Origin of the sequence: Mycolicibacterium iranicum, from assembly GCF_002101705.1 — a bacterium.
GTDB classification, from domain to species: domain Bacteria; phylum Actinomycetota; class Actinomycetes; order Mycobacteriales; family Mycobacteriaceae; genus Mycobacterium; species Mycobacterium iranicum.
The window spans coordinates 221,704-246,839 of sequence record NZ_LQPC01000065.1 but is presented as its reverse complement, the minus strand read 5'-3'; the positions used below and the strand labels follow the sequence as shown (position 1 = coordinate 246,839).

Annotated in this window: 29 protein-coding genes; 17 read left to right on the top strand and 12 right to left on the bottom strand. The window is 67.8% G+C overall.

The genetic code is table 11. The features are described from left to right. Positions 1–3 precede the first annotated feature (3 nt). Positions 4–369 (bottom strand): DUF1330 domain-containing protein, encoded by a 366-nt coding sequence (locus tag AWC12_RS28370; protein WP_085178216.1) that lies wholly within the window; start codon positions 367–369, stop codon positions 4–6. An 84-nt stretch (positions 370–453) separates the two neighbouring features. Here AWC12_RS28370 and AWC12_RS28365 point away from each other — a divergent pair, with 84 nt between their 5' ends. Then, positions 454–1,059, top strand: coding sequence for a TetR/AcrR family transcriptional regulator (locus AWC12_RS28365; protein WP_024447519.1), 606 nt, complete (start codon positions 454–456; stop codon positions 1,057–1,059). Here AWC12_RS28365 and AWC12_RS28360 read toward each other — a convergent pair. From AWC12_RS28360 to AWC12_RS28340, 5 genes are all read right to left on the bottom strand, one after another. Beyond that, entirely contained in the window at positions 1,056–1,751 is a 696-nt protein-coding gene (locus AWC12_RS28360) for a chymotrypsin family serine protease (RefSeq protein WP_085178242.1), read from the bottom strand. The genes AWC12_RS28365 and AWC12_RS28360 overlap by 4 nt on opposite strands. 161 nt (positions 1,752–1,912) lie before the next feature. Beyond that, positions 1,913–3,490: a hypothetical protein gene (locus AWC12_RS31955; protein WP_165762866.1), complete on the bottom strand. Its 1,578-nt coding sequence runs from the start codon at positions 3,488–3,490 to the stop codon at positions 1,913–1,915. Between the two features lie 326 nt (positions 3,491–3,816). Next, positions 3,817–5,463, bottom strand: coding sequence for a ribosomal protection-like ABC-F family protein (gene abc-f / locus AWC12_RS28350; protein WP_085178215.1), 1,647 nt, complete (start codon positions 5,461–5,463; stop codon positions 3,817–3,819). A gap of 21 nt (positions 5,464–5,484) precedes the next feature. Further along, a complete protein-coding gene (locus AWC12_RS28345) occupies positions 5,485–5,913 on the bottom strand; it encodes a hypothetical protein (RefSeq protein ID WP_085178214.1) in 429 nt (142 codons plus the stop codon). A gap of 79 nt (positions 5,914–5,992) precedes the next feature. After that, entirely contained in the window at positions 5,993–6,604 is a 612-nt protein-coding gene (locus AWC12_RS28340) for a LysE family translocator (RefSeq protein WP_085178213.1), read from the bottom strand. 45 nt (positions 6,605–6,649) lie between these two features. Between AWC12_RS28340 and AWC12_RS28335 the strand changes: the two genes are divergently transcribed. After that, positions 6,650–7,159 (top strand): MBOE_33420 family protein, encoded by a 510-nt coding sequence (locus tag AWC12_RS28335; protein WP_085178212.1) that lies wholly within the window; start codon positions 6,650–6,652, stop codon positions 7,157–7,159. Positions 7,160–7,302: 143 nt separating this feature from the next. Continuing rightward, the gene (locus AWC12_RS28330) at positions 7,303–8,589 is read left to right on the top strand and encodes an HNH endonuclease signature motif containing protein (protein WP_085178211.1); all 1,287 of its coding nucleotides are present in this window, start codon (positions 7,303–7,305) and stop codon (positions 8,587–8,589) included. On the opposite strand, the gene ilvD is transcribed toward AWC12_RS28330, so the two are convergent. After that, positions 8,586–10,316 (bottom strand): dihydroxy-acid dehydratase, encoded by a 1,731-nt coding sequence (ilvD, locus tag AWC12_RS28325; protein WP_085178210.1) that lies wholly within the window; start codon positions 10,314–10,316, stop codon positions 8,586–8,588. The genes AWC12_RS28330 and ilvD overlap by 4 nt on opposite strands. Positions 10,317–10,368: 52 nt before the next feature. Here ilvD and AWC12_RS28320 point away from each other — a divergent pair, with 52 nt between their 5' ends. Then, positions 10,369–10,992, top strand: a complete 624-nt coding sequence (locus AWC12_RS28320) for a DUF305 domain-containing protein (RefSeq protein ID WP_085178209.1) — start codon at positions 10,369–10,371, stop codon at positions 10,990–10,992. Between the two features lie 59 nt (positions 10,993–11,051). After that, positions 11,052–11,399 (top strand): copper-sensing transcriptional repressor RicR, encoded by a 348-nt coding sequence (gene ricR / locus AWC12_RS28315; RefSeq protein WP_085178241.1) that lies wholly within the window; start codon positions 11,052–11,054, stop codon positions 11,397–11,399. Positions 11,400–11,414: 15 nt separating this feature from the next. Here the strand turns inward: ricR and AWC12_RS28310 are convergent, their stop codons facing one another. Beyond that, positions 11,415–12,041 carry a DUF4232 domain-containing protein gene (locus tag AWC12_RS28310; protein ID WP_133057390.1) on the bottom strand — a complete coding sequence of 209 codons (627 nt, stop codon included), beginning with the start codon at positions 12,039–12,041 and terminating at the stop codon, positions 11,415–11,417. 191 nt (positions 12,042–12,232) lie between these two features. On the opposite strand from AWC12_RS28310, the gene AWC12_RS28305 reads away from it, so the two are divergent. Then, a complete protein-coding gene (locus AWC12_RS28305; protein WP_162562287.1) occupies positions 12,233–12,655 on the top strand; it encodes a pyridoxamine 5'-phosphate oxidase family protein in 423 nt (140 codons plus the stop codon). Between the two features lie 21 nt (positions 12,656–12,676). On the opposite strand, the gene AWC12_RS28300 is transcribed toward AWC12_RS28305, so the two are convergent. After that, positions 12,677–12,973, bottom strand: coding sequence for a thiamine-binding protein (locus AWC12_RS28300; RefSeq protein ID WP_085178206.1), 297 nt, complete (start codon positions 12,971–12,973; stop codon positions 12,677–12,679). Between the two features lie 179 nt (positions 12,974–13,152). Here AWC12_RS28300 and AWC12_RS28295 point away from each other — a divergent pair, with 179 nt between their 5' ends. The 7 genes from AWC12_RS28295 (at position 13,153) to AWC12_RS28265 (ending at position 18,731) form a co-directional block, all read left to right on the top strand. Then, positions 13,153–14,163 (top strand): L,D-transpeptidase, encoded by a 1,011-nt coding sequence (locus AWC12_RS28295; RefSeq protein WP_085178205.1) that lies wholly within the window; start codon positions 13,153–13,155, stop codon positions 14,161–14,163. A 62-nt stretch (positions 14,164–14,225) separates the two neighbouring features. Then, positions 14,226–15,161 carry a DUF4129 domain-containing protein gene (locus AWC12_RS28290; RefSeq protein WP_085178204.1) on the top strand — a complete coding sequence of 312 codons (936 nt, stop codon included), beginning with the start codon at positions 14,226–14,228 and terminating at the stop codon, positions 15,159–15,161. Continuing rightward, the gene (locus tag AWC12_RS28285; RefSeq protein WP_024449576.1) at positions 15,158–15,640 is read left to right on the top strand and encodes a hypothetical protein; all 483 of its coding nucleotides are present in this window, start codon (positions 15,158–15,160) and stop codon (positions 15,638–15,640) included. Before AWC12_RS28290 ends, AWC12_RS28285 begins: the two co-directional genes overlap by 4 nt. Further along, complete coding sequence (locus tag AWC12_RS28280) at positions 15,637–16,590, top strand: AAA family ATPase (RefSeq protein ID WP_085178203.1); 954 nt, start codon at positions 15,637–15,639, stop codon at positions 16,588–16,590. The genes AWC12_RS28285 and AWC12_RS28280 overlap by 4 nt, the downstream gene beginning before the upstream one ends. A 2-nt stretch (positions 16,591–16,592) precedes the next feature. Beyond that, entirely contained in the window at positions 16,593–17,804 is a 1,212-nt protein-coding gene (locus AWC12_RS28275; RefSeq protein ID WP_085178202.1) for a DUF58 domain-containing protein, read from the top strand. Continuing rightward, positions 17,801–18,214 (top strand): hypothetical protein, encoded by a 414-nt coding sequence (locus AWC12_RS28270; RefSeq protein WP_085178201.1) that lies wholly within the window; start codon positions 17,801–17,803, stop codon positions 18,212–18,214. The genes AWC12_RS28275 and AWC12_RS28270 overlap by 4 nt, the downstream gene beginning before the upstream one ends. 76 nt (positions 18,215–18,290) lie before the next feature. Beyond that, positions 18,291–18,731: a thiol-disulfide oxidoreductase DCC family protein gene (locus AWC12_RS28265; RefSeq protein WP_085178200.1), complete on the top strand. Its 441-nt coding sequence runs from the start codon at positions 18,291–18,293 to the stop codon at positions 18,729–18,731. 38 nt (positions 18,732–18,769) lie between these two features. Here the strand turns inward: AWC12_RS28265 and AWC12_RS28260 are convergent, their stop codons facing one another. Then, positions 18,770–20,767 carry a M13 family metallopeptidase gene (locus AWC12_RS28260; protein ID WP_085178199.1) on the bottom strand — a complete coding sequence of 666 codons (1,998 nt, stop codon included), beginning with the start codon at positions 20,765–20,767 and terminating at the stop codon, positions 18,770–18,772. Between AWC12_RS28260 and AWC12_RS31265 the strand changes: the two genes are divergently transcribed. The 4 genes from AWC12_RS31265 to AWC12_RS28240 all read left to right on the top strand — a co-directional run bounded on the left by AWC12_RS31265 (position 20,730) and on the right by AWC12_RS28240 (position 23,926). Beyond that, a complete protein-coding gene (locus tag AWC12_RS31265) occupies positions 20,730–21,404 on the top strand; it encodes a hypothetical protein (RefSeq protein ID WP_420087755.1) in 675 nt (224 codons plus the stop codon). The two genes, AWC12_RS28260 and AWC12_RS31265, sit on opposite strands and share 38 nt — an antisense overlap. Further along, positions 21,401–22,090 (top strand): hypothetical protein, encoded by a 690-nt coding sequence (locus AWC12_RS28250; RefSeq protein ID WP_085178197.1) that lies wholly within the window; start codon positions 21,401–21,403, stop codon positions 22,088–22,090. Before AWC12_RS31265 ends, AWC12_RS28250 begins: the two co-directional genes overlap by 4 nt. A gap of 89 nt (positions 22,091–22,179) precedes the next feature. Then, positions 22,180–23,172, top strand: a complete 993-nt coding sequence (locus AWC12_RS28245) for a methylenetetrahydrofolate reductase C-terminal domain-containing protein (protein ID WP_165762865.1) — start codon at positions 22,180–22,182, stop codon at positions 23,170–23,172. Continuing rightward, positions 23,165–23,926: a class I SAM-dependent methyltransferase gene (locus AWC12_RS28240; RefSeq protein WP_085178196.1), complete on the top strand. Its 762-nt coding sequence runs from the start codon at positions 23,165–23,167 to the stop codon at positions 23,924–23,926. The genes AWC12_RS28245 and AWC12_RS28240 overlap by 8 nt, the downstream gene beginning before the upstream one ends. A gap of 30 nt (positions 23,927–23,956) precedes the next feature. On the opposite strand, the gene AWC12_RS28235 is transcribed toward AWC12_RS28240, so the two are convergent. Together AWC12_RS28235 and AWC12_RS28230 are read right to left on the bottom strand one after the other, a co-directional pair. Next, a complete protein-coding gene (locus AWC12_RS28235; protein ID WP_051226970.1) occupies positions 23,957–24,628 on the bottom strand; it encodes an alpha/beta fold hydrolase in 672 nt (223 codons plus the stop codon). Positions 24,629–24,631: 3 nt separating this feature from the next. After that, complete coding sequence (locus AWC12_RS28230; RefSeq protein WP_412093778.1) at positions 24,632–25,135, bottom strand: XRE family transcriptional regulator; 504 nt, start codon at positions 25,133–25,135, stop codon at positions 24,632–24,634. Position 25,136: the final 1 nt, after the last annotated feature.

The window sequence follows — 25,136 nt, the reverse complement described above, 5'->3', positions numbered from 1 at the left end:
TCCTCAGAGCGCGGGGATCGTGGGTTGTAGCACGGCGGTGGCCACCGCTTCGGCCCGAAGATGCTCGAATGCTTGATAATCCGGGTCGTTCACCATGTCGACGAAGTGCTGCCTGCTGGGATAGCGAAACAACGCCACCATGTCCCAGTCGCCCGCGTCCGCAGCGACCAGGGATGGTTGCCCGGTACCGCCGTAGACGATCGTCACGCCGTAGCGCTCCTTGATGCCGGAACTGCTGAACCGTTGGATGTACTGCGTGTACGTTTCCGCACCGCCGGGGGCGAACCTGATGAGGTTGAGCATCACAACCGGACCGGTGGGGTCGGCGGCGACGAATCGTTCGAGATCCGAGGAATCGAGGACGGGCATGAGGTCTCCTGACATAGTTACTTGCTGTACGACACACAACTTAAACCCTGCCACCGACAAGTTCTGTCGAGGAGAATGTCGGCCATGACTCCGGCGCATTCGGTTCGACGCACTCAGGCCGAACGCACTGCGGAAACCCGGCGCCGCGTGCTCGATGCAGCCGCTGCCCTGGTCGCTTCCCATGGCGCCCACGCGGTATCGCTGGCTGCCGTCGGTGAAGCCGCCGGCTACAGCCGGGGCATCGTCAACCACCACTTCGGCAGCAAGGGCCGCTTACTGGAAGAACTCATCCGCTACACCCAACAATTCGATGTGGCCACCGACGCTCCGACGGGCCTGGGCCGGCTGACCCAGTTCATCGAGGCGTACCTCGGCGGGATGCATGAGCGATCGCCGCGATCGGAGGCATTCCTGAAGATGTGGGCTGACTCGGCAAGCGCCGACCCACTGCTCGCACCGCTGTTCGCTGAGCGTGACGCGGCGTTCCGCGAACACATCAGCGGGCTCATTCGGGACGGAGTGAGTGACGGCTCGATCTGCGACACCGTCGATCCTGCGGTCGCCGCCGTCGCCATCATCGGCCTGCTGCGCGGGATCGCGATGATGTCCTTCTCCACGGCTCGGGACATCTCGGTGGCCCAACTCGCCGCGGAGGTGGCACGAGGAGTCGAGCGCAGCGTGGTGCCTTAGCTCCAGGCCGTCAGTCCCCAGTTCGCCATGACAGGCGCCACCAGTGACGCGTGGACGATGCGACCGAACACGTCGTCGCTGTGCGCATACAGGATCGCGACGGCGGCGACGGTGCCGTCGGGGTGGCGGGCATATACGGGAGCGCCCGAGTCACCGAGGTCGTCCCATGCCCGGAACGACACCTGGGTCTCGGTGATGGCTGTGATCGGCCCGCACGACAGTCCGGTACGCGCCCCAGACTTGCACAGCTGAGGTTGTTCACGGCGAAGGTCCTCTGCGTTCATCGTCCGGGTCACCCGCATCGCGTCGACGTCGCTGACGAGCGGAACCGAGCTGCCCGCGAGGTCCACCAGACCCATGTCATGGACGCCGGGAATCACTTCCCATCGGACGTAACGACCGATGAACTGGTCGCCCGTCGGCGTCCGCTGCAGCACGGTGTCGTTGACCGGGTCGCGGCGGCAATGTCCCGCGGTGAGCATTCCCGGGGCCCCGCTCGGGGTGCGCACGGTGAAGCCGGCCGTGCACTGGTAGGGCTGCCCGTTGTTCGCCAGCACGGTGCTCACGAGGAATGCACCCGGGCTCGCCACGGGATACTCGCCCAACGCGTGAGCCGCAGGCATCTGCGCGAACAACAGGGTGGCCAGCGCCGCCCCCGCAGCGCGGACGACGACCGACAACAGGTTTCGCATCAACATCCTTCGCGTCTTCTTCCCGGTCGACTATTGCGAAGTTTTCCGTACAGGGGCAAGTTGCGCTGCTCTGCGGCCCGACCCCGCCGGAAAAAGGAGTCGGCGCACATCCCGCTGGTGGGCAGGATGTGCGCCGACACGCACTCAACTGTCAGAGGCGATCAGTCCGACTCGCCCGCTCCGGCGCTTCCGGCGCCACCGGCACCGCCTGAACCGCCTTCACCGCCCTGGGTTCCGTCGTTGTCGTCTCCGTCGTCACCGGGGTCGCCGGGCTCACCCGGATCCCCGCTGCCGCCGAAGCCGCCGGTTCCGCCGCCGCCACCGGCGCCGCCGTCACCGCCGGTGCCGTCTTCGAGAGCGTCGCCGCCATCACCGCCGTCACCGCCCGTACCACCTTCGCCGCCTTCGCCGACCTCGCTGGTACCGCCGAGCCCGCCGGATCCACCGGTGCCGCCGTCGCCGCCGCTCACGTCGCCGTTGCCGCCTTGACCGCCTTCACCGCCGTCGCCGGCAGCACCACCGACGTCGCCTTCGCCGCCGGCACCGCCTTCGCCGCCCTGACCGCCGTTGCCGCCGCTGGCGCCGTCGGTGAGATCCTGGCCGCCGAACCCGCCGAGTCCGCCCTTGCCGCCTTCGCCGCCGGTCGACGAGCCTTCGCCGCCGTCACCACCGGAGCCACCTTGGCCACCGTCGAAGCCCGCGGAGCCGGATCCGCCGGTGCCGCCGCTGCCGCCGACACCGCCGACGTCGCCCTCGCCGCCGGTTCCGCCTTCGCCGCCCTGACCGCCGCCGAAGCCTTCGTCACCGAGACCGCCGAGGCCGCCGTCACCGCCGGTGCCGCCGATCACACCCGCGCCGCCGTCACCGCCGTCGCCGCCGTCGCCACCGACGGTGCCGTCACCCTCGGGTCCGTCGCCGCCGTCGCCGCCGTCGCCGCCGTTGCCGTCCGGGCCCGCCTTGCCGAACAGACCGGCGGCGCCACCTTCTCCGGCGTCGCCGCCGTTGCCGCCGTCGCCGGCTTCGTCGTTACCCAGCGGATCGGTGTAGCCGTCACCACCGGTGCCGCCCTTACCGCCGGCGCCGCCGGAACCGAAGAAGAACCCGCCGGCCCCGCCGGCGCCGCCCTTGCCGCCGGCCTGGCCCTCTTCGCCCGCCTCGGTGCCGTTCACACCGGTTCCGCCCTGGCCGCCGTTGCCGCCGTTGCCGAAGAACAAGCCGCCCATGCCGCCGCGGCCACCCTCGCCGCCGTTGACGCCCTGGCCGCCGTCGCCGCCGTTGCCGAAGTAGAGTGCGCCGTTACCGCCGTGTCCGCCGGCAAATCCCTTGCCGCCGTTGCCGAACAGCAGTCCGGCGTTGCCGCCGTTGCAGGCCGCGCCCTCGCATCCTTCGACCGCGTCGATGCCGTTGCCGATCAGCCAGCCACCCGGACCGATCGGGCGGAAAAGGTTGAAGTTGCCGTTGGCGCTCGTTGCGGCCAGGGCGCTCGGACGGAAGAGGGCATTCGAGTTGGCCGAATCGTTGCCGCCGCTGCGCTGCGCGTTCAGCAGCCACCACTCGCTCAGTTCGGACTCGGTCGACATCAACTGGACTTCCGGCGCCGCCGTCGCGGTCGCGGGATCGTCGAGCAACCCGGCTGACAGCAGGCCTGCGCCGACGACTGCTGCGCTGCCCATTCCGGCAGTCAGGAACTGACGTGCCGACATACCTGTCGTGCGCTTGCTCTTCGATTTGCTCGACATGAACCGCCCCCTTTGGCGTGATGTGTCAGGCCTCAAAGGCGATTGCGCTGTGAGTTCGCTGACAGTTAACAGCAGCAATCTAAGGGGTTTGCTGACAGCTGGTCAAGGATTGTCGCGATATCCGGTCAGCGAAGTATATATTAACGAAGAAAGTTATTACCGACTCCCATAAAAGGCCGCTAAGGACCCAATTTCGAGGCTACGGTCACAGCGTTAAAATTATCGCCGAGGCAAATTGAAGTCAGTTTCTGCAACGCACTGGGGTTCGTCACACACTATTTGCCAGCGTGTCGTAGCGGATTAACTGCTGGGCGCTGCGGGCCGTGTCAGAGCTCTGCGACGAGGCCTGCGTCGACGTGCCATCTGCGGTCGAGGCGGACCGTGTCGAGCATCCGGCGATCGTGCGTCACCAACAGCAGCGCGCCGTCGTAGGAGTCCAGGGCCTGCTCGAGCTGCTCGATGGCGGGCAGGTCAAGGTGGTTGGTCGGCTCGTCGAGAACGAGCACGTTGGTGCCGCATGCTTGCAGCAATGCCATAGCGGCGCGTGTCCGCTCGCCCGGCGACAGATCGTCGACGGCGCGCTCCACATGGTCTGCGCGCAGCCCGAACTTCGCGAGCAGTGTGCGGACGTCGGCGGTCGTCCAGTCCGGCACGCACTGCTCGAACCGATCGACGAGACTCTCCGGTCCGGTGAAATACGAACGAGCCTGGTCGATTTCGCCGACCGCCACGTTGGCGCCCAGGCTTGCGCGGCCCTGATCGGGTTTCCGGCGACCGAGCAGCACACGCAGCAACGTCGATTTGCCCGCCCCGTTCGGCCCGGTGATGCCGACTCGCTCACCCGCGTCGAGTTGAAGGGACACGGGCCCGAGTACGAAGTCTCCTTGGCGTACAAGGGCATTGTCGAGAGTCGCGACCACCGCACTCGACCGCGGTGCCTCGCCGATGGTGAACTGCAACGTCCACTCCTTGCGGGGTTCGGTGACCTCTTCGAGGCGGGCGATCCGGCTTTCCATCTGACGCACCTTCTGCGCCTGCTTCTCGCTGGACTCGGTTTGTGCGCGACGGCGGTTCTTGTCGTTGTCCGGGGCCTTGCGCATCGCATTGCGGACGCCCTGGGTCGACCATTCCCGCTGGGTGCGTGCGCGGGCGACCAGATCGGCCTTCTTGTCGGCGAACTCCTCGTACTGCTCGCGCCGGTGTCTGCGGTTGACCTCGCGCTCCTCCAGATAGCTGTCGTATCCGCCGCCGAACACGGTTGTGGTGTTCTGCGCCAGATCGAGTTCCAGAACACGGGTTACCGTGCGCGACAGGAACTCTCGATCATGGCTGACAAGCACGACACCGCCGCGGAGCTCCTGCACGAATTGTTCGAGACGGGCCAGGCCGTCGAGATCGAGGTCGTTCGTCGGTTCGTCGAGCAGCACGATGTCGAACCGTGACAGCATCAGGGCCGCCAGCCCCACCCGGGCCGCCTGCCCGCCCGACAACGCGGTCATCGGCGTCGAGTCCGGCTCGATCGCGTCGTGGTCCAGACCGAGGTCGGAAAGCACTGCGGGCAATCGATCGTCGAGATCGGCTGCTCCCGTGGCGAGCCAGTGATCCAGAGCCGAGGAGTATGCGTCCGCGCTCGCTGTCGAATCCGTCAGTGCTGCGGCGGCCGTCTCCATGGCGTGGGTCGCCGCACAGCAGCCGGTGCGGCGAGCGACGTACGCCGCGACCGTCTCCCCGGACACGCGCTCGTGTTCCTGTGGCAACCATCCGACGAAGGCGTCGGCGGGCGCGAGGCTGACCGTGCCGCCGAGTGGTTCGAGGTCGCCGGCGAGGATCCGCAACAGCGTGCTCTTGCCTGCGCCGTTGACGCCGACGACGCCGACCACGTCTCCCGGAGCCACCGTGAGGTCGACGCCCTCGAACAGGGTGCGGTGGGCGAATCCGCCCGCCACATTCTTCGCGACGAGCGTTGCGGTCATCCGCTCATCGTCGCACCCCGGTCAGATCCAGACGGCCATCGCTTCCACCGGCTTGACGGAGATTCCGTGGCGGCCGATGTCGTAGTAGATCAGCGTCCGGAGTTCCTCGGTCCGGACCGTCCAGCCGTTCACGTTGTAGGTCTGCCCGGGGCCGAGTACCACGTCGGAATCCGGCGGCGGGTTGATGGCCCCCGCCTCGTAGAACATCTCACCTGTTCCCTGCACCGCGACGAGGTTCATGCCTTTGGGCGAGGTTTGGAACGTCTGCCCGTCGGTGCGACCGCAGATCGCCATCGGACGACCCTGCCCCTCGAAGTCGGCGCTGATCAGGCAACGGATCTGCCCGTCCATCACTCGAATGGTCTGGTCGCCGCCCTGGCCGGCCGCCATCGGAGCGGACAGGCCGGCGGCGAGCGCCGCTGCCGAAACCGCGGTCAATGTACGGATCATGCTGTCTCCACCCGTAACGATAAACATCTGCAGAACAGCGATACTCTCATGTTGGCGCTGCCTGTATCGCGTAATACGGTCAGCGCGACGTGACCGCCATCCTCGCGGCCAGGGCGACGTAGGTCGCCGCGAAGGTGCGCCGCATCCATGTGACCACCCTCGGCCGCCGAATGACATGGGCGCGCACACCGGCTGCGAATGCGCCGTAGGCCGCGAACACCACGAACGTCATCGCCATGAACACGGCACTGAGAGAGAGCATCTGACCCACCGGCGGACGCGCCGGGTCGACGAACTGCGGCAGGAACGCGAAGAAGAAGATCGTCAGCTTCGGGTTCAGCACGTTGACCGCGACAGCCGTCCACGTGATCCGCCACGGGCTCGGGCGCACGGAATCGCCTGCGTCGGCGACCAATTCGGAATCGTCCCGCCAGGTCACCCATGCCAGGTAGAGCAGGTAGGCCACGCCCGCCCACTTGACGGTCTGGAAGGCGATGGCGCTGCTGTGCAGAATGGCCGCCAAACCCGTGACCGCCGCCAGCATGGCGGGCACGATCCCCAGCGTGCACCCGGCCGACGCCAGCACCGAGGCCCGCGTCCCGTGCGCGAGACCTGTCGCCACGGTGTAGAGAGCACCGGTGCCCGGGGTCGCGACAACGACCAACGAGGTGAGCAGGAACGCCAGCGTCATCGGCTCATTCTGCCCCGCCGGTCCCAGGATGTGCTAAGCAAAGACATGGTTCGCAAGGTTGTGGCCGCAGCGGCCGCGGCAGCACTGCTCGCCGCGCCGGTCGCGCACGCCGACCGGGTCGAGCCGGTGCCGATCTACGGCTTCTACACAGTGTCGATCGATTTCTCGAGACAGACATTCAATGGGGTGCCGACCCCGATGAATTCGGTAACCTACCCGACCCAGTTCACCACGCACTGTGACGTGAACGGCTGTGTGGCGCGGATGGACAACAGGGACGACCAGGCCCGCAACCCGGCGGCGCCGGCGGAGTTCGAGTACCGGTGGAACAACGGTCGGTGGGAGACGAGCGGCGATCAGCCGTATCTGTGCAACCGGACCGACCCCGCCAGCGGCGTCCCTTCCACCCGCTCGGACTACTGGATTCCCAATCCTGACGGGAGTTTCCGCGGAGAGCGCACACTCGTCGTCAGCGGTGCCGGCTGCCCAGGCGAGGGATCCGGCACCCACTGGTTGCCGATCCATCTGACGCCGATCGAACCGCCTGCGGGGTAGTGAACGCAGGGTTGGCGTATGCACCATCAACGCCACGCGTCGAGAGTGTGGTCAGGGTCGTGAATTCGCCAAAATCGCAGCCGTAGAGTCACTTTCGGCGTTGTAGCCGCTCTTTTGTCGGACCCCGTTGGCACGATGGTGTTATGCGGCCGTCGAGTGTTCCGTCTTTTCAGCCGAGTCCCCCTCGTGGTTTGCGGTTGGAATCGTTGTTCGATGAACTGTCGGAGTTGGCGGGGCAGCGTAATGCGATCGACGGTCGGATCGTGGAGATCGCGGGGGAGTTGGATCACGACGGGTTGTGGGCCACAACGGGGTGCAAGTCGATGGTCGAGTTGATCGCCTGGAAGCTCGGGGTGTCACCGCATAACGCAAAATCGGTGATGACGGTTGCGGGTCGTGCGGAGGATTTACCGCGCTGCACCGATGCTCTGCGGGAGGGTCGACTGTCGTTGGATCAGGTGGAGGTCATTGCCGGCAGGTCAGGTCCGGGTTCGGATGCACACTATCTGTGTTTGGCGGAGAGCATGACGGTGACGCAGCTGCGGACGGCGGTGGCGTTGGAGCCTCAACCGGTTCCCGAGCCGAAGCCGGAGCCCGGGCCTTCGATGTCGAAGTCGGTCAAAGGTGAGTACACGACGTATCGGATTCGGGTGCACAACCTGGAGGCCGCGAAGGTCGACGCGGCGCTGGAGTCGCACCGGGAGGGGTTGATCGCGGACTGGAAAAGCGACCGTGCCGATGCTGACGCAGACGCCGACGCTGGCGACGATGCCGATGCCGATGCCGGCGCGGGGGTGCCGCCGTTTCCGACCGCCAAGGACGCGTTCGTGAGCCTGATCGAGACGGGCTGGGACGCTGAGGTGGCGCGTCGCCCGCATGGTCAGCGCACCACCGTGATCGTGCACCTGGATGTCGAAAAGTCGGTCGCCAACCTGCATCTGGGGCCGGTGCTGTCCGATAACGACCGCCACTACCTGCTGTGCGATGCGACCTGCGAAGTTTGGTTCGAACGCGACGGTCAACCGATCGGGTCGGGGCGGGCCACCCGCACGATCAGCCGTCGGCTGCGTCGCGCGCTGGAGCGTCGGGACCACGGCACGTGTGTGGTTCCCGGTTGTGGCGCCACACGGGGTTTACACGCCCATCATCTCGTCCACTGGGAGAACGGTGGGGAGACCGAACTGCATAACCTGGCCCTGGTTTGTCCCTTCCATCATCGGGCGCACCACAGGGGCGACATCACTATCGCCGGGCCGGCTCACCGTCTGACCGTCCCCGATGGCGACGGCGAGGTCATGCGGCGCGGGTCGCTGGCCCGCCCACCAACGACACCCCCACCGACGGTCGCCCCCTACCCCGGGCCCACCGGTGAACGCGCCCAATGGAAGTGGTACCACCCCTTCGAGCCGCCGCCACCGACCACCAATTAGGTGCAGACCGCACCCACTGCCGCCGAGCCGACCAGCTTGGTGTACTTGGCGAGCACACCGGTCTTGTAGACCGGGGGCAGCGGGGTGAAACCCGCTTTGCGCGACTCGAATTCGGCTTCGTCGACGAGGATGTCGAGCGTGCCGTTCGCGACGTCGAGACGGATCCGGTCGCCGTCGCGCACGAACGCGATGGGCCCGCCGTCGACCGCCTCGGGCGCGATGTGGCCCACACAGAGGCCCGTCGTCCCGCCGGAGAACCGACCGTCGGTCATCAGCAGCACATCCTTGCCCAGGCCCGCACCTTTGATGGCGCCGGTGATCGCCAGCATCTCGCGCATCCCCGGCCCGCCCTTCGGACCTTCGTAGCGGATGACGACGACGTCGCCGTGCGTGATGGTTCCGTCCTCCAGCGCGTCCAGAGCCGCCCGCTCGCGCTCGAAAACCCTTGCCGTTCCCTCGAACACGTCGGAGTCGAAACCGGCCGACTTCACGACCGCGCCCTCCGGGGCCAGCGACCCGTGCAGGATCGTGATGCCGCCGGTGGGATGGATCGGATTGTTCATCGCCCGCAGCACCTTGCCGTCGGGATCCGGCGGCTCCATGTGGGCCAGGTTTTCGGCCATGGTCTTGCCGGTCACCGTCAGGCAATCACCGTGCAGCAGGCCGGCATCGAGCAGCGCCCGCATCACGACGGGTACACCGCCGATCTCGTCGACGTGCTTCATCACGTATGCGCCGAACGGTTTCACGTCAGCCAGGTGCGGCACCTTCTGGCCGATACGCGTGAAGTCCGCCAGCGTCAGTTCGACCTCGGCCTCCCAGGCGATCGCGAGCAGGTGCAGCACCGCGTTGGTGGACCCGCCGAATGCCATCACGACCGCGATTGCGTTCTCGAACGCTTCTTTGGTCAGGATGTCGCGGGCGGTGATGCCGCGCCGCAGCATCTCGACCACGGCCGCACCGGACCGGCGGGCGTACTCGTCGCGACGTTTGTCGATAGCGACCGGGGATGCGCTGCCCGGCAACGACATTCCGAGCGCTTCGGCCGCCGACGCCATCGTGTTGGCGGTGTACATACCGCCGCACGCACCCTCGCCCGGACAGATGGCGCGCTCGATGATGTCGACGTCCTCGCGCGACATCAGCCCGCGCGCACACGCACCGACCGCCTCGAAGGCGTCGATGATGGTGACTTCCTTCTCGGTTCCGTCGGTGAGCTTGGCCGTGCCCGGCATGATCGAACCGTTGTAGAGGAAGACGTTGGCCAGATCGAGCCGGGCCGCGGCCATCAGCATGCCGGGGATCGACTTGTCGCAGCCGGCGAGCAGTACCGAACCGTCCATGCGTTCGGCTTGCATGACGGTCTCGACGCTGTCGGCGATCACCTCCCGCGACACCAGCGAGAAGTGCATTCCCTCATGGCCCATGGAGATGCCGTCGGACACCGAGATCGTGCCGAACTCCAATGGATATCCGCCCGCCTCGTGCACACCGGTCTTGACGGCCTGGGCCAGCCGTTGCAGCGACATGTTGCAGGGCGTGATCTCGTTCCACGACGAGCCGACACCGATCTGAGGCTTGGCCCAGTCGTCGTCGGTCATGCCGACGGCGCGCAGCATTCCTCGGGCGGCGGTCCGCTCGAGGCCGTCGGTGACGTCGCGGCTGCGCGGCTTGATGTCTATCTCGCGGGAGTCTGAGGGCATTGGGTGATTATGCGCCAGCGTCATCGGCGGTAAAACCCTGGTGGATACCCCCGAGGGGTACTAGTACGCTGTGCGCATGACGCCGATCGTCGTTCGCCTGATCGCGGCGCTGTCCGTGCTGTTTCTGCTCGCGGGCTGCGGTGGTGGCGGAGAGGCGTCCAGTGACCCGACGGGGGATCCCAGGATTCCCGAGTCACCCGTCATCACGGGTACTCCGGCCGGCTACAACGCCGCCGACATCGCCTTCGCCGAAACCATGGTCCCGCACCACGCGCAGGCCATCGATCTGTCCACGATGGCCTCGGAGCGTTCGACCAATCCCGAGCTCCTCGCCCTCGCCGGGCAGATCGTCGCCACGCACCAGCCGGAGCTGAACATCCTCAACGTCTTTCTGGTGCAGTGGAACGAGAATCCGGAGGCCCGCACCGACCCCGACTCCGGCGACGACCCTCTGGAGCCGTCGATTCCGGGCATGGTCGACGACGCGACGGTCGCCAGGCTCGGGTCGCTGCGGGGCCCCGAGTTCGACAGACTGTGGTTGCAGTCGATGATCGGCCAGCTCCAGGGTGGCGTCGTCATCGCTGACGACGAGGTTGCCGACGGGGCCAACGTGGATGCCATCGCCATCGCCAAGGCGATCAAGGTGGGACTGGAACCGCAGATCGCGCAGATGAAGCAGATGCTGGAGGGGATGCCGTGAGCGGAGCGAACATTGCGGCCCAGGGCGGAGCGAACATTGCGGCCCAGGGCGGAGCGAACATTGCGGCCCAGGGCGGAGCGAACAATGCGGCCCAGAGCGAAGCAGATCAGGATGTCGCCGTCGGTGAGCACGGCTACTCGGCGCAGAAAGAGAACTACGCCAAGCGGTTGCGCCGGATCGAGGGCCAGGTGCGCGGCATCGCCAAGATGATCGACGAGGACAAATACTGCATCGACGTCCTCACCCAGATCAGCGCCGTCAACAGCGCGCTGCAGTCGGTTGCGCTCGGGCTCCTCGACGAACACCTGGGTCACTGCGTGACTCACGCCGTCGCCGCGGGTGGCGCCGAGGCCGACGCCAAGCTCGCCGAGGCGTCGGCCGCGATCGCCCGTCTCGTCCGTTCCTGAAACTGCTCGAACGGATCAGCCGACCGCGCTGATCGTCGCGTCGCAGATCGGCAGGTACACGTCGAGCACCCGCTGTTGGGTGTTGTCCGGCGGAGTGACTGCCAATGTGCCTGTGCGTCCGCACTTTTCGCCGGTGGTGCTGTCCATGGTGGACGTCTGCACGTCCGCGCCGGCGGCGTCGCCGGGCTGCAGCGTCAGGCGCGGTGCGGCGTTGGCAGGTCGCTTGGTCACGTGCACCAGCACGGTGCCGGGCCCGCCGAGCAGCTCTGCGGTCGGGTAGCTCACCAGACCGCACACCTGCGACGAGGTGTTCGTGAACGAGATGGCGACGCGACGTAGCGTGTCGACCTCTTCGACGGGGCCCGCGCTGACGGCGAGCGCGGCATCCGAGCACGGCGGGATGACGCCCGGCTCAGTCGCCGCGGTGGGTGCTGGGGTGGGCGCCGGGGCTGCCGTCGGCGTCTCCGATTGGGCGGGTGTGGCCGAGACTGTGGGAGTCGACGGCGCCGCGCTTGTCGACGGGGTCACGGTGACGGTCGAGGCGGGGGGATCGGCGGGGTCCTGCGAGCATCCCGCGAGCAGTAATGCGGCAAGCACAGGGATGGAGAGTTTCGCTAACCCCGCGGGGGAGCGTCCGAGCATGGGTGGTCCTTCCAGGTTGGTTCCCGACCGCACCAGTTGACGTGGTTGGAGTGTCTACCGATCTCAAGTTGTGAGAAGGACGCGTCGGGCATTTATCCCGCGCGCAGGTGCGCGAGATCGCCGTCGCGCGGCACGGTCTGTCCGGGATGGTGATGTCCGCGTCCTCGACGCCGCTCTTGTTAGCGTGGTTCATGCCACGGAAACTCAGTGACGAACAGATTGAGACGCTTCTCGACGAGCGGCCGGGCTGGGCCATCCTGACCACGATCGACGGAGATGGGTTCCCCCACACCGTGCCCCTCGGTTATTTCCGATCGGGGCGCAACATCGTCATGGGCGTCCGAGACGGCACTCACAAAGTTGCCAACGTCGAGTCCAACTCGAAGGCGAGTGTCATGGTCGAGGCCGGCTCCACGATGGCGGACATCCGGGGAGTGATGGTGCAGGGTCACGCCCGCATCGTTCGCGAACCGAGTGAAACCCTGCAGCTTGCCCGTGAAGGAGCACGTTCCAGGGGTGTGGCCGAATCCGAATGGCCCACCGAACCCAGGCCGGGCGTTGTCTACATCTGCGTGGCACCTGTGAGGACCCGGTCCTGGGACTATTCGGACTAGACGCCGTCCGGCGTAGGCGATTCAGGCGAGCGCATCGTCGATGCGCTGCACTTTCGCGGTGAGCTGCCCGGTGAAGCCGGGCCGGATGTCGGCCTTGAGCACCAGGCTGACCCGGGGAGATGCGGCGGCCACAGCGTCGACCGCCTGCTTGACGACGGCCATGATCTCGTCCCATTCACCCTCGATGTTGGTGAACATCGCGTTTGTCTCGTTGGGCAGCCCTGACGCCCGCACGATGCGGACCGCTTGGGCGACGGCATCACCGACCCCGCCGGTCTCATCTGCGCAGGATGGACTGATGCTGAAGGCGACGATCATGCGTCCAGTCTCACCTTCTAAGGTGGCCTGCGTAACGCCTGAGTCCCCTCAAACGATGATCAGTGCAGGTCAAGGCCCTCGGTACAGAGGGCGCCGGGGTCCGGCGGATGCGTTCGCCAGCAGGAACGATCTTGGTGCTGTGCCACACTGGGGTCAGTCGCTGGACTGGAGGTAAACGCATGCGGCAGCGAAACAGGAGACGGCTCATCGCCTTGCTGATGACGGCGGGTGTGGTCGCGGGACTGACGATCGGGGCGCCGTCGGCGCTTGCGCAGCCCGTACCAGCCCCTGCTCCGGCACCCGTCCCCGCACCGGCGCCGCCGCCGGCGAACCCGTTCGTCTTCCCGAACCCGTTCGCACCCCCGGCCCCCGTGGTACCGACGGCCGACGATCCGTTCCCGACGATCCCCGGCCAGCCGATGGCGATCCCGGAGGGCACCCCCGCCGGACAGAACCCGACCCCGTTCGTCGGTCAGCCGCCGTTCGTGCCGCCGTCGTTCAACCCGACCAACGGGTCGATCGTCGGCGCCGCCAAGCCGATCTACATCAACTTCCAGCGCCCCATCGCGAACCGGCAGATGGCCGAGGACGCGATCCACATCTCGTCCGTCCCGCCGGTTCCGGGCCGGTTCTACTGGACCAGCGACACCCAGGTGCGCTGGCGCCCGCAGGACTTCTGGCCGGCCGGCACCGTCGTCAACATCGACGCCGCGGGCACCAAGTCCAGCTTCAGCGTGCCTGAACAGCTCGTCGCGACCATCGACAACGACACCAAGCAGATGGAGGTCATGCGCGACGGTGTCTTGGAGAAGACGTTCCCCGTCTCGATGGGCAAGCCCGGTTACGACACCAAGAACGGCACCTATTACGTGCTGGAGAAGTTCGACACCATCGTCATGGATTCCTCGACCTACGGTGTCCCGGTCGACGACCCGTCCGGCGAGGGCTACAAGCTGAAGGTCAAGGACGCCGTCCGCATCGACAACAGCGGCATCTTCGTCCACGGTGCGCCGTGGTCGGAGGGTTCGCAGGGCTACAGCAACGTCAGCCACGGCTGCATCAACCTCAGCGCCGAGGACGCTGCCTGGTTCCGGCAGAACTTCGGCAGCGGCGACGCGGTGGTGATCAAGAACACCGACGGCGGCATCTACAACCAGCCCGACGGCGCTTCCGACTGGCAAATGTTCTGACGGGGTAACCCTTTCGCGCCACGCGGCGCGCCTCCCGTGCCACGATGGCACCGAGAGGGGCGATGACTGGCGACGACAGGGCAGTGGGACGCACGATCGCGGTGATCGTGCTCATGACACTGGCCACCATCGCCCTGCGCGGCTACCTGCCCGGCGCGCAGCGACCGCCCGATCCTGTGGATCCCGGCGCCGGCTCCGGCAGCGTCGTCGCGGTCGTCGTCATGCTGGCCGTGTCGATCGCCGTCATCGCGATCTCGATTCTGTCCCAAGCGCTTCGGCGCCCGGCGCGGCCCGGTCAGGGCGAACCTCAACGGCGGTGGAGCGGCGCCCGTGGCAGGCTGCCCTGGCGGTCGCTGGCGATCGCCACGATCGTGTTGCTCGCTTGGTCGCTGCTGTTGCTTCTGCTGATGCGGTGGGTGTCGCCCACCGTCCTCGATGATGCTCCGACCGCCGATCCCGGGGCACCCGCGCCGGGACCCCCGGACGACGCCGGCGGGGAGCAGCGCCCGCCTCCGGCAGATGACGGCGGCAACATGTTCGCGGTCCTTGCGACGGCGACGATCGTGTTGGTTCTGCTGTCGATCGGCGCGACGGTGTTCGGCCGCCGACGTATCGCCATCTCGCCACCGCCTGCTGCCTCCGCGACACCCAAGCCGCCGCTGGCTGCCGAACCCGACCTCGCCCGCGCCGCCGAACTCGGTCTGGCCGAGATGGACGACCCCGACCGCGACCCGCGTGAGGCGATCATCGCGTGCTATCTGGCGATGGAGCGCGAACTGGAGAAGTCTCCGGGCACCACGCCACAAGCTTCCGACACCCCGTCCGAGGTGCTGGCCCGTGCCATCGAACGTCATGCCTTGCAGGCCGGCAGCGCCACCGAACTGGTCGACCTGTTCGAAGAGGCCCGGTTCAGCCCGCACGTGATGAACGAATCGCATCGTGCTCATGCGGTACGCGCTCTGCGCGCGGTGCAGCGCGAACTGCAGGCAGTGCCATGACGAAAGTGATTGCCGCAGGCGTACTTCTGATCGTCGGCGTGCAGGCGTTCGCGTTCACGCAGCTGGAGCGCGAAGTCGTCGTCGCCGTCACCGGCGGCGCTCTGGCGTGCGTGCTGGTCGCGGTCCTGGCGCGGATGGACCGCGAGGCGGCGTTGGAGGAGGACGCTGTCGCCGATGACGCCGCAGCCGCGGTGCGTCGCTGGCTGTCACGCACCGAAACGCTGATCTCGTGGTCGGAATCCACTCGCGCCGACTGGGACCGCCGGCTGCGCCCGATGCTCGCGCGCCAATTCGAGCTCGCCGCCGGACGGCGTAAAGGCAAGGACGTCAGATCCTTTGAGGCGACCGGCCGGATGGTGTTCGGCGACGAGCTGTGGCAGTGGGTGGACCCCGACAACATCGCCCGCTCGGGCGGACAGGAGCCCGGACCGGGTCGCCGCACGCTCGACGACATCCTCGCGCGGCTGGAGCGGCTGTGAGCACACCTGCGGTCACCACCGAGCGCTGCGAATCGGTGCTCGACGAGATCGGCAGGGCTGTCGTCGGCAAGCGCGGCGCGCTCAACCTGATCCTGATGACGGTGCTGGCCCGCGGCCACGTGCTGGTCGAGGACCTCCCGGGCCTGGGAAAGACGTTGATCGCCAAGTCTTTCGCCGCAGCGCTCGGCCTGGAGTTCACCCGCGTCCAGTTCACCCCGGACCTGCTGCCCGCCGACCTGCTCGGGTCGACGATCTATGACATGCAGTCGGGCCGCTTCGAGTTCCGTCGCGGCCCCATCTTCACCAACCTGCTGCTCGGTGACGAGATCAACCGCACCCCGCCCAAGACCCAGGCCGCACTGCTGGAGGCGATGGCCGAACGGCAGGTCAGCATCGACGGCGTCACCCACCGGTTGCCCGAGCCGTTTCTCGTTCTCGCGACCGACAATCCGATCGAGTACGAGGGCACCTACCCGCTGCCCGAAGCGCAGCTCGACCGGTTCGCCATCCGGTTGGAGTTGAAATATCTGTCCGAACCCGAAGAAGCCACGATGCTGCGGCGCAGGCTCGACCGCGGCTCGGCGCCGGCGACGGTGCGCCAGGTCGTCGACGCGGCCGACCTGCTGCACATGCAGGAGTCGGTGGAGCAGGTGAGCGTGCACGACGATGTTGTGCAGTACGTGGTCTCACTGGCCGCCGCGAGTAGGCAGCACCCGCAGGTCGCGGTCGGGGCCAGTCCCCGGGCCGAGCTCGACCTCGTCCAGCTCGCACGGGCGCGTGCACTGCTGCTCGGCCGCGACTATGTGATCCCCGAAGACGTCAAAGCCCTTGCCGTGCCGACGATGGCGCACCGCATCAGCCTCCGACCGGAGATGTGGGTGCGCAAGGTCCAGGGTGCCGATGTCGTCGAGGAACTGCTGCGGCGCACACCGGTGCCCAGGGCGCGCTGAGTATGGCCGCCGTCGAGTTGCGTTGGCGTGCTTCTAGTCTGACCAGGTCTGTGGCCTCCTGTGCAGCCGTCGCCATCACCGCCGCGCTGGTGACCGGCAGGTGGGAGCTGGTCGCGTTCGCGGTGCCACTGGTCGGGGTGCTGTGCTCCACCGGTTGGCAGCGCCAGGTGCCGTCTGTCGTCGTCGACGGAAACCCGGCGTTCCAACGGTGTTTCGAGGACGAGCAGTCGCAGGTGAGGGTGACGGCGAGTGCCGACGACGGCACGCCCGTGTCGTTGGCGTGCACGGCGGTTACCGGCATGGAACTGTGCGACGACGCAGCAACCGTCACCGTGCGGACGGCCCGCTGGGGGCGCTACCCGATCAGGGCGACGGTGCGGGTCAGCGGCAGGGGCGGGCTCCTTGAGGGGACGGGCACCGCCGATGCCGCGGAGATCTGCGTGTTTCCCGTCGCACCACCGCAATCCACCGGAATCCCGCGGACCGATCTGCTCGACCGGCTCGGCACCCACCTCACCCGGCACACCGGTCCCGGTGTGGAGTTCGCCGATATCCGGCCCTACGTTCCCGGTGACCAGTTGCGCACTGTCAACTGGCCGGTCAGCGCGCGACGCGGCGCGCTGCACGTCACCGAGCGAATCACCGACCGGGCCGCCGACGTCGTCGTGCTCGTCGACACCTATCCGCAGCCGCCGGGGCCGGCCACCGCGGCGACCGAGCGGACAGCCAGAGGTGCGGCGCAGGTGGTCCAGAGCGCGCTGCGCTACGGCGACCGGGCGGGCCTCGTCGCCCTCGGTAGCCGCAACACCCGGTGGCTGGGCGCCGATATCGGGCAGCGGCAGTTCTATCGAATCCTCGACACGATGCTCGGTGCGGCAGACACTTACGAGACCGCGACGGGCACCCTCGCGCCCAACCCCGCCGTGCCCACCGGGGCCATCGTCATCGCGTTCTCCACCATGCTCGACACCGAATTCGCGCTGGCGCTCATCGATCTGCGCAAGCGGGGGCACCCGGTGGTCGCGGTCGACGTCCTCGTGGGCAGTCCGGTCGAAGGCGACCACGACCCGCTGGTGCACCGCATGTGGTCGATGCAGCGATCGTTCATGTACCGCGACATGGCAACCGTCGGCGTCGACATCGTGGCCTGGCCGGGTGACGCCACCTTGGATCAGGCGATGGCGCTGGTGCCCGTCCACAGGTCGCGCCGATGACCAGGATGCTGCTGTCGTCGGCCTTCGGGTTCCTGATGGTCGGAGCCGCGGCGTTCCGTGCTGACGGTCCCGCGGTCGTGGTCGCCGTTGTGGCGGTGGCGGCCGTGGTCGCGTCGGCATGGTGGCGGCCTGCGGCCACCGTCGCGGTACTGCTGGCGGTCGCGACGGTGGTGCTCGCCGATTCCGCGCCGATGCACACGTTGCTCGCCGGCCTGGCCGCGGCGGTGTATCTGGTGTTGCGCCATACCGATCCGACCGTCCCGACGATGGCGTTCGCTGTCGGCTTCGCGGTGGTGGTGGCCGTCGCCGTCGCGTTGCCCGTGCAGGTGGCGTGGCTGCCGCTGGCCGCCCCGTTGGCTCTGCTGGCCGGATACCTGCTGGCGTTGCGGCCGTTCCTGCGCTCGCGCTGACGCGGCGTTCCGTCGGTCACAGTAGGCATCTTTACCGGCACCGGGGGAACCCCGTGACTGGTACAAGGAGGTACACATGAGCCACCCGAAGATCGACGTGAAAACCCAGGCCGCGCCCGTACTTCTCTACGACGGCATCTGCGGTGTCTGTAACAGCGCAGTGCAGACCATCCTTCGACTCGACCCACACGGCAGCCTGCGCTTCGCCGCACTGGACAGCGATTTCGCCCGCGGCGTGATCGATCGGCACCCGTTCCTGGCCGGGGTGGACTCTGTGGTGTTCGTCGAGAGGCCGGGTCAGTTCGACGAAGAGGTGGCGGTCAAATCGGATGCCGCGCTCTGTGTCGCCGGCTACCTCGGTGGCCCGTGGCGGGTGCTGCGGGTGGCAGGTGTCGTCCCTGCCGCCGTGCGGGACGCTCTCTACGACGGCTTCGCGCGGGTGCGCTACCGGATCTTCGGCACTCACGACACGTGCCCCATTCCGGCACCGGAAGTCCGCGCGCGGTTCCTGGACTGATCTACTTCCTGCCGGCGTGATCTCCGGCGCTCAGCGCATCAATTCCAGATGTGCACGCGACGATCCGGCTCCAAGTACAGCTCGTCGTCGGCGCTGACCCCGAACGCATCGTAGAACGCGTCCATGTTGCGGACCACCCCGTTGCAGCGGAACTCCGCAGGTGAGTGCGGGTCTACCGCGAGGCGCCGAATCGCTTCGGCCTCACGGGATTTCGTACGCCACACCTGCGCCCAGCCGAAGAACACCCGCTGCTCGCCGGTCAACCCGTCGATCACCGGCGCCTCCGCGCCGTCGAGCGAAAGCTTGTAGGCCAGCAACGCAATCGACAGCCCGCCCAGATCTCCGATGTTCTCGCCGACCGTGAAGGCCCCGTTCACATGATGGGCAGGATCGAGTCCGCGCGGCGTGAACTGCTCGTACTGTTCGATCAAAGCCTTTGTTCGCAAACCGAACTCGGCCCGGTCGTCGTCGGTCCACCAGTCCACCAAGTTGCCGTCACCGTCGTACTTGGCGCCCTGATCGTCGAAACCGTGGCCGATCTCGTGACCGATGACCGCACCGATGCCGCCGTAGTTCGCGGCGTCGTCGGCGTCGGCGTCGAAGAACGGAGGCTGCAGGATCGCGGCGGGGAACACGATCTCGTTCATGCCCGGGTTGTAGTAGGCGTTGACCGTCTGCGGCGTCATGAACCACTCGTCACGGTCCACCGGTCCGCCCAACTTGGCGAGATCGCGGTCGTACTCCAATTCATAGCCGCGCCGGTAGTTTCCGTACAGGTCGTCACGCTTGATCACCAGCGACGAATAGTCCCGCCACTTGTTCGGATAGCCGATCTTCGGCGTGAACTTGTCGAGCTTGGCCAGCGCCTTCTCGCGCGTCTGCGGGGTCATCCAGTCCAGCGTGTTGATGCTGACGCGGTACGCCTCACGCAGGTTGGCGACCAGTTCGTCCATCCGCGCCTTGGCCTGCGGCGGGAAGTGACGCTCGACGTAGAGGCGGCCCAGCGCCTCACCCATCAGGCTTTCGGTGACCGAGACGCCCCGCTTCCAGCGCTCGCGGATCTCCTCCGTGCCCGACAGTAACTTGCCGTAGAACGCGAAGTCCTCGGCGATGAGCTCGTCGGTCAGCAGGAACGTCCTGCCGTGAATGACGCGCCATCGCAGCCAGTTCTTCCAGTCCTCCAGGTCTTCGTCGGCCCACAGGGCGGCAAAGGAGGTCAGGTAATCGGGCTGGCGCACAACGACTTCGGACGGCCCGCTCCGGCCCCCGGAGAGGTCAGCACCGAGCCCGCCCAGCCAGCCCTGCCAGTTGAAGCCCGGTGCCTCGTCGACGACCTCGGCGAACGTCCGCAGGTTGTAGGTCAGATCGGCGTCGCGGCGCTTCACGACATCCCAGTGTGCGGCCGCGATCTTGGTCTCCAGCGCGACGATCTTCGTCGCCGTCTGCGCGTGATCGCCGCCGTACACCAGCGCGAACATCGCCGCGATGTGCCCGGGGTAGGCGGCCAGGATCTCGGCGTGCTGCTCGTCGCGGAAGTAGGACTCGTCGGGAAGGCCGATCCCTGACTGACTCAGGTGCAGCAGGTAGCGCGTCGAGTCCTTCGAGTCGGTGTCGACGTAGAGGCCGGTGCCACCGCCGATACCGCTGCGCTGGAGCGAGCCGAGCACCCCGGCCAGGGCGTCGCGCGAGTCGGCGGCGTCGATCGCGGCCAGTTCGTCGAGCAGTGGCTGCAGGCCACGCGCGCGCACCGTCTGCTCGTCCATGAAGCTCGCATACAGGTCGCCGATGCGCTGCTCGTCGGTTCCTTCAGCAGCGTTGGCGTCAGCCGCTTCGGTGATCAGATCGCGGATCTGCTCCTCGGCGCGGTCGTAGAGCGTGCGGAAGGCACCGTCGGTGGCCCGGTCGCCGGGGATCTGGTATTCGCGCAGCCAGCGGCCGTTGACGTGACCGAACAGGTCGTCCTGTGGGCGGACATCGGCGTCGACGTAGCGCAGGTCGATGCCGGACTGGAGATTCGGGGAAGCTTCTAACGTCACCCCACCAGCGTGCCAGAAACGTCCAGGTACCCTCACGCGCATGCCCGACGACGAGCAGGTCCCCGAGCACGAACCGCGTGGTGGCGGCGTCCACGGGGTCTTCACAGGCTTCGGCGTCGCTTCGGCCGTGCTGGGGGTGGTGGCGCTCATCGCCGTCGTGCTGGCGGCCATGGTGTGGTCCGGGCACCGGGACGAGACCGCCGAACTCCGATACCGCACCCAGGTGCTGCAGGTGGCCGCGGAGTGGACGGGCGTCCTGATCAACATGAACAAAGACACCGTCGACGCCGACATGGCCAAGCTCCACGAGGGCACCGTCGGGCAGCTCAACGCGGACTTCGAGACCAGCGTGGAGCCCTTCCGCAGGCTGGTTCAGACCCTGCAGTCGACGACCACCGGCCAGGTCGACTCCGTGGCGATCGAGACCATCCACCACGACCAGCCCGGCGCTCAACCGCCGCCCGAGGCGGATCTGGCCGGCTTCTCGTCGCGCACCGACACCGTCATGGTGATCGCGACCTCTCTGAGCGAGAACTCCGGCACCGAAGAGCCTCAGACGGTGCGCTGGACGCTGCGGTTGGACGTCACCGACGTCGACGGCAAGCTGCTCATCTCGCGGTTGGAGCCCATCCGATGAGGAATCGGCTGCGCGTCCTCGCATTCGATGTGCTGGCGCCGCTCGCGGCGGTGCTCGCGCTGGTGTACATCGGCATTGCCCTGGCCTGGCCGCTGTGGTGGGTGTCGGTCTGCTCGGTGCTCTGCGTCCTCGTCGTCGAAGGCGTCGTGGTGAACTTCGCGCTCGCACGTCGCGACGCCGTCACGGTCGGCACCGACGACGACGGACCCGGGCTGCGGCTGGCGGTCGTCGGGACGGCCACGGCTGCGCTGGTGGCTGCGGCGGTCGTCGGCTACGTGAAGTGGACGGTCCCCGACCGCACGCTCAACGCCGACAGCGCCGAGGTGACCGGCATCGCGAGCAGCGTCGCGGAGGCCTCCGCGACGTTCACGCCGCAAAACCCGACCTCGTCGATCGACCGCGCCGCGGGCATGATGTCGCCTGCCAGCGCCGAGCGGTTCAAGAATGAGTTCGCGGCGGTGGCAAAGGATTTGGGCAGCCGAAACGTATCGGCCCAGGCCAGCACGGTATCGGCGGGCGTCGAGGCCATCGGTCCCGACGCGGCCAGTGTGGCGGTCATCCTGCGCGGCACGCAGTCTTCGCCCGGGAAGCGGCCCGACACCGCGGTGCTCGCGCTGCGGGTCGCGCTGTCGAAGACCGACGGCCGCTGGGTTGTCGAAGACGTCTCGCCGATCCACTCCCGCTGACCACCCAGCCACGCTCCGGCCCGCCGGGACTAAACCGGCCGGGAGTGGGAACACCCTTGGGCCAGACGTTGGAGGGAAGGGGTGCTGCCTTGACGCAGGTTTGCACGCTGGACTGCCCGAAGCGCATGCAGTTCGGCCCGTGCGGTGGGGTTCGACCCGACGGGCAATGTGAGATGCGGGCCGGGCCGTGCGTGTTCCCCGACGTCGTCCCCTGGGAAGGTCTGATCCCCGAGCCGCGCGCCGTGAGCGCCCCGTTGGTCCTCACCGACTTCAGTAGCCTCCCTTTCGACCTGGACGACATGACCGCGACGGCCGCGGCCCTCTCCGGAACGTGCGACGCGGTGCTGGTCGGCGAACATCAGAACCGCCCCGACTTCCCACCGGTCCTGACGGCGAGCACGCTGCTCGACAGCGGTGTCGAACCGTGGATCACGCTGTCGTGCCGGGACCGCAACCGGGTGGTGCTCGAACAGGAATTGCGCGGACTGCAACTCGTCGGGGTACAGACGGTGCTGTGCGTGACCGGCGACGGGCGCGCCTACGACGTGCGCCCCGACGTGACGCAGACTTTCGACCTCGACGGGCCACGACTGGTGTCGCTGGCCGCGTCACTGGCGATGACGACCGCGGTTCCCGAAACCCCCACGGCCCCGCCGGTTTCGCAGCGACCGCAGCGACTGGTGCACAAGCAGCGGGCAGGCGCCGGCGTGGCCGTCCTGAACCATGTGTCGACCCCGGCGATGGTCGCGCAGTTCATGGCTGCCGCCCGCGAGGCCGGTCTGACGATTCCGGTGCTCGCGGCGGTCGCGGTGCTGACCGACGAGGCCTCCGCCGCGGCACTGCAGGGACTTCCGGGCCTGGCCCTCGATGACGCGGTGGTGCGCTCGATCCTGACCGCACCCGATCCGCGCGAGGCCGGCATCTCGGCGGCGGTGGACGAAGCCCGGGCCCTGCTCGGCATCGACGGGGTGGTCGGCGTCAACATTTCCGGTCTGGCCTCGGGTGCGGGCACCCGGGTCGGGGCGGAGATCAAGGCCGAAGTGGGACAACGTATTCGAGAGTGGGTGCGAAGCAATGGGTGAGGCGATGTCGGCCGAGTTCGACACCGTCGCCGAATGGACCGCGGAGGTGGCCCGAGACCTCGGCCCGGACTTCTACACCCCGGCGGGCTGTCGCGGCAGCGGCAACCCGGCCGCACTTGACTGGCTCGTCGACGAACTCGCACTCGGGGCCGGGGAGTCGTTCCTGGACTGCGGCGCCGGGGTCGGCGGTCCTGCGGCGTACGCCGTCCAGCAGCGCGCTGTCGAACCCGTGCTGGTCGACCCCGAGGGCGGCGCGTGCCGGGCGGCCCGATCACTGTTCGGGTGGCCCGCGGCGCAGGCCAGCGCGTCGAAGCTGCCGTTCGGCGACGACATCTTCGACGCCGCATGGTCTCTCGGCGTGCTGTGCACCGTGCCGGATCAGTCGGGTCTGCTCACCGAGTTGCGGCGCGTGGTACGGGCTCCCGGGCGTATCGGGCTCCTCGTGTTCCTCGCCGAGGAGCAGCTGTCACCGCAGGATCAGCCCGAGGGCAACCGCTTCCCGACCGAGGCTTCGCTGCAGCAGCTTCTCTTCGACGCCGGGCTGACCATCGCGAGCAGGGTGAAAACCGCCGACCTGACGGAAATCCCCGAACAGTGGCAGTCGAAGATGGACGCCGTCGAGGAAGCTCTGCAACGCAGGCACGGGCACAAGCGGCCGTGGCAACTGGCCGAGGAACAATCCGACGAGATGGGCCGACTGCTCGGCGACGGGCTCGTGACCGGGCACGTGCTCAGCCTGCGTTTTCACGAGTGAGAAGCCAGGGCTGTGATCGATGGGCGGCGGCTAGTCCAGTAGCGCTGCCGCGATGGCCTCGGGGTGGCTGAGCGCCGCTAGATGCCCGCCGGGGACCACCTCGACCTCCAGCCCAAGACGATCGCGGACCACCCGCCGCTGGAACTCCAGCGGAAACAGCCGGTCCTCGCTGCCCGCGAGCACGCGCGTGGGCACTGCCGGCCAGTCGGGCAGCGGCCACGGCTCGATGAACGGCCCGTCCGACTGCTCGGGCTCCGATCGGCTCAGCGCGGTGTCGCGCACCTCAGCGGGCACGTCGTGGAAGAAGTCCTCCACGGCGTCGAATTCGTCTCTGCCGATCCCGATCTCGCGGAAGTAGTCCATCTGCGCCTCCTTCTGCCCGGTGTTGACCCACCAGTTGCCCGGCGCCTCCCCGGGAGCCGGGACCATCGGGTTGAGCAGGATCAACGACGCTGTCGGCAGCCGCTCGGCCACGATCGGCGCCGTCATGGCGCCCAGCGACTGCGCGACGATCGTCAGCGGCCCGTCGGCGTCCATCGCCGCGACGGACGCGACGTCGGCGTAGGTCAGCAGGTCGGCTTCGGGGTCGTCGGCGGGCAGGTCGACAGCGATAACCGCCAACCCGGCCTGTTCCAGAAGGGGGACGACGCGGTGCCAGTACCAGGCGCTGCCGCCCGCACCAGGGATCAGCAGATGGGCCACGATCTAGTCGCGGTTGCGCTGGGAACGCATCTTGGCGAAGCGGTCGGAGAGCCGGCCCATGCGGATCATCAGCGATGCCGCGGGGCTCTCGCTGCCGCGCAGGTAGGCGGCGAACTGCTCGGCGGGCACGCCGATGCGTGAGGCGAACTCCTGCTCGCCCAGACCTGAGCGCTCCAACAACAGGTGGACGTGGCGGGCCACCTCGGCGCACTCGTTGGCCTCGAGGTGCTCACGGGTGCGGATCAGCACCTCCGACATGGCTCGCGACACCCCGTAAGGGCGGGCGGTCTCCAGCACTTCCTCGACCTGACGTGCGGTCCTCCCGTAGGGATCGCGCTTGATCGCCACGACGATGCGCTGCCACACATTGAGGTCGTCGCTCTCCAGCGCCGCCCGGATCGCAGCGGTCGGCCAGAACTCCACCGGTCGGTTGTCGACGGAAGGGGGCACGGCGCGACTGCGCGTCGAAGCGTCCGCAGCCCCTCGAATCTCAGGGGGCTTGGTCAAG